The organism is Methanobrevibacter sp. 87.7 (assembly GCF_002208625.1).
In the GTDB taxonomy this organism is placed as follows: Archaea; Methanobacteriota; Methanobacteria; order Methanobacteriales; family Methanobacteriaceae; genus Methanarmilla.
In genome coordinates this window covers 1-3,774 of the sequence record NZ_MRCT01000157.1, presented here as the reverse complement: position 1 = coordinate 3,774, position 3,774 = coordinate 1, and the positions used below count along the sequence as shown (strand labels likewise).

The 3,774-nt window shown below is 25.7% G+C and carries 4 protein-coding genes; 2 read left to right on the top strand and 2 right to left on the bottom strand.

Annotated features, from left to right (window positions below):
• Window positions 1-294 precede the first annotated feature (294 nt).
• Window positions 295-1,086 (top strand): 2-amino-3,7-dideoxy-D-threo-hept-6-ulosonate synthase, encoded by a 792-nt coding sequence (locus BGI41_RS07035; protein ID WP_088539879.1) that lies wholly within the window; start codon window positions 295-297, stop codon window positions 1,084-1,086.
• 124 nt (window positions 1,087-1,210) lie between these two features.
• Window positions 1,211-2,347 (top strand): 3-dehydroquinate synthase II, encoded by a 1,137-nt coding sequence (locus BGI41_RS07030; RefSeq protein ID WP_088539877.1) that lies wholly within the window; start codon window positions 1,211-1,213, stop codon window positions 2,345-2,347.
• Between the two features lie 250 nt (window positions 2,348-2,597).
• Here the strand turns inward: BGI41_RS07030 and thpR are convergent, their stop codons facing one another.
• Complete coding sequence (thpR, locus tag BGI41_RS07025) at window positions 2,598-3,155, bottom strand: RNA 2',3'-cyclic phosphodiesterase (protein WP_088539875.1); 558 nt, start codon at window positions 3,153-3,155, stop codon at window positions 2,598-2,600.
• A gap of 48 nt (window positions 3,156-3,203) precedes the next feature.
• Window positions 3,204-3,713, bottom strand: a complete 510-nt coding sequence (locus BGI41_RS07020) for a nitroreductase family protein (protein ID WP_088539873.1) — start codon at window positions 3,711-3,713, stop codon at window positions 3,204-3,206.
• Between the last annotated feature and the right edge of the window lie 61 nt (window positions 3,714-3,774).

The window sequence follows — 3,774 nt, the reverse complement described above, 5'->3', positions numbered from 1 at the left end:
AACTAAAATTAATTTAAATAAGAAAAATATAGATTAAATTTAGTTTAATCTGTAAAGAATAAAAAAATAGGTAAAATAAAAGAAATTACTTCTAAATAATAGAAATATAAAAAATTTTAAACTAATTTTTAAATAAATTTAGAACAAAAATCAAATAATATATAAGTATAATACTATAAACAATATCTCATGTTAAATTATGTAATAATTTAATATACTTTAAGAAAAATATAAAATCTTAAAGTTTAGATTTAAAAAAATTTAAATCTAAGTTAATAAAATGGAGGATAAAAAATGATAGGTAAAAAAATACGTCTTGAACGTATAATCAACCGCAAAACAAATAAAACTGTTATTGCACCAATGGATCATGGTGTATCAGATGGTCCTATTAAAGGAATTGTTAATCTCGATAAAACCATAGAAAGTATTTCTAAAGGTGGAGCAAATGCAGTACTCATGCATAAAGGTATTGTAGAAAATGGTCACAGAGGCTACGGAAAAGATATTGGTTTAATTATCCATTTATCTGCAAGTACCTCTTTAAGTCGTGACCCTAATAATAAAGTCCTTGTTACTAGTGTAGAAAGAGCTATTCAACTTGGCGCTGATGCAGTATCTATACATGTAAATGTAGGTTCTGAAACTGAACCATACATGTTAGAAGAATTAGGTTCTGTTGCAGAAACTTGTAGTCAATGGGGTATGCCACTTTTAGCTATGATGTACCCACGTGGACCAGGAATAAAAGATGAACATGATGTTGAAGTTGTAAAACATGCAGCACGTGTTGGTGCAGAACTTGGTGCAGATATTGTAAAAACAAATTATACAGGAGATCCTGCAAGTTTTGAAGAAGTTGTTGAAGGTGCATTAGTACCTGTAATTATTGCAGGTGGTCCAAGTGTAGATTCTGATAAAGATTTACTCCAAATGACCAAAGATGCAATTGAAGTTGGTGGAGCTGGAGTAGCTTTCGGACGTAACTTCTTCCAAGCTAAAAATCCTGAAAAAATGACTAAAGCAGTCTCTGAAATCGTTCATAATGGAATCGATGTTGAAGAAGCTTTAAATATTTTAAAATAAACTCAAACAAAACATTAAATAATTATAAATACCTATCATTTAAAGTTTAATTTTTAAAATTAAATTAAAAATAAAGGATTTATAATATTTAATCTATAAATTATAAAATTTAAGGAGATTAGGAATGTCAGAAAAATTTGCTTGGATATTAAATCCTATAGGCAACTGGGACAATACAAAAGAAATGATTACAACATCTCTTGAATCTGGAATTGACCATATTGTATGTTTTGATTCTGAAAATAATGAAAACATTAGAAAATTAGGTAATATTAGTATAGTTGCACCTAGTGATGATAGTGATGTTTATTTAATAGGTATTTCTGGTGAAGGTGATGGAACACTTAAATTAAATGATGATTTAAGTAAATCAAAAGACTTAAGCAAAGCTAAAGAAATTAAAAATAAAAATATCCCTGTATGTGCCTATATAGAAATCACAGATAAAAAACATGAACAATTAGCAGTAAAACTTGGAGATGTTTGTGATTATATAATATTAGTTAGTAAAGATTGGACTGTAATTCCACTTGAAAACATCATTGCAGATTTACAAGGTAAAGATGTTAAAATTATAGCTGCTGTAAAATCAGCTGATGAAGCAAAAGTAGCTATTGAAACCCTAGAAGTAGGTACAGATGGAGTTATTTTTGAACCAATCGAATTTAATCAAATCAAAAACATTTCAAAACTTATTGAAGAAATTTCAAGTGAAAGCTATAGTCTCAAAAATGCTACCATAACAAACATTAAACCACTTGGATCTGGTGATAGAGTATGTATTGATACTACTAGTATTATGTATCCAGGTGAAGGAATGCTTGTTGGATCATACTCAAAAGCTATGGTACTTGTACACTCTGAAAGTTTAGAAAGTGAATATGTTGCTTCACGTCCATTTAGAGTAAATGCAGGACCTGTTCAAGCATATGTAATGGTTCCTAATGGAAAAACTCATTATTTATCAGAACTTGGAGCTGGTGATGAAGTATTAATAGTTAACACCAAAGGTGAAACTAGAAAATCAATAGTTGGTAGATGTAAAATTGAAAGAAGACCACTTCTTTTAATTGAAGCAAAATATGAATATATTGATATTAAAACTATTGTTCAAAATGCTGAAACTATAAGACTCGTTGATGATAAAGGAGAAGCAATTTCAGTTGCTGAATTAAAAAAAGGTGACAAAATCAAAGTTTATATTGATGAAAAAGCTCGTCACTTTGGTATGAGTATCGAAGAAAATATAATTGAAAAATAGATTTATATTATAAATCTAAAACATGTAAATTAATTTAAAGCTATAAATAGCTTTTTATTAATTTATTTTAATTCTAGACTATTTTTATAAATTATTTAATAATTAATTCTAAACTTAAATATAATTACTATTTTTAAAAATATTAAAATAAATTTAAATTAAAAATACTATTTTTAAACAAAAAAATAATATAAAAAAAGTTAAATTAAAAATAAAAAAGCTTATTTTAATAAATAAATTAAAAGAAAGATTAAAGTTCAAATCTTTTAATATTCTCATAAATAGGTCCTTGAGGTGTTAATGTACTTTTTTTAAGTACAATACTTGAAACTGACATTTTACCTATTTCATAATCATGATATTTTTTAATTTTATCTTGAACTAAATTCTTATTTTTAGCATTTTTCATTCTACCAATAGTTAAATGTGAAATATAATTTCTCTCAAGCTTAAAACCTAATTTATTAAAAGAATTATCAAGATCTTTTTGAAGAGATTTTAATTCAGAATTATTTTTAATACCTATCCAAATAACTTTTATTCTATTCTCATTTGGAAAAGCACCAGAACCTTGAATATCAATCTCAAAAGGTTTATGATTTTTTAAAACTTTTTCTATAGAATCAGATATCTTATCAACCATATCTTCATCAATATTTCCAAAGAACTTTAATGTAAAATGCATATTTTTAGTAGGAACATATTTAATATTAGCATCAATAGTTTTAAAATCCTTTTCAACATCATAGATTTTATTAAGTAAACTATCCTCAACTTCAATAGCTAAAAAACTTCTAATTTTATCCATAATACCATTAACCAAAAATTAACTTATTAAAAAAATTATCACATAAATCTAAAATCCATTATAATGAACTTTAGATTCATCATATCTAGATTCAGATTCATATTCCATAGTAGGATAACCTAAAGCAACAAGTGAAAATGGAACAATATTTTTAGGTAAATCAAATAGATTAGAAACAAATTCAATCCTTTTAGAATCAGGATATAAACCTAACCATACACTACCAATACCAAGTTCAGTAGCTTCAATTAAAATATTTTCAGTACATGCAGACATATCTTGTGTAAACCATGCTCTAGTTAAAGGTACTTTTTCTAAATCAACCATAGTTAAAATTAATCTATTTGCATATGCTGCACATTTTGAATATTTACTCATATTAGATAATTTACTAATTAATTCTTTATCACTTACAACAATGAAAGTCCAAGGTTGTGTATTAAATGCTGAAGGTGCCTGCATTCCAGCAGATAAAATAGTTTTAATATCATCATCAGAAATATCTTTATCTAAATATTTACGAATACTTTTTCTTTTAAAAATTGAATTATTTTCCATAAAAATCATCTAATAAAAACTTAAACGCTTATAAAAATTTAATTTAAAATCTTTAACTTAA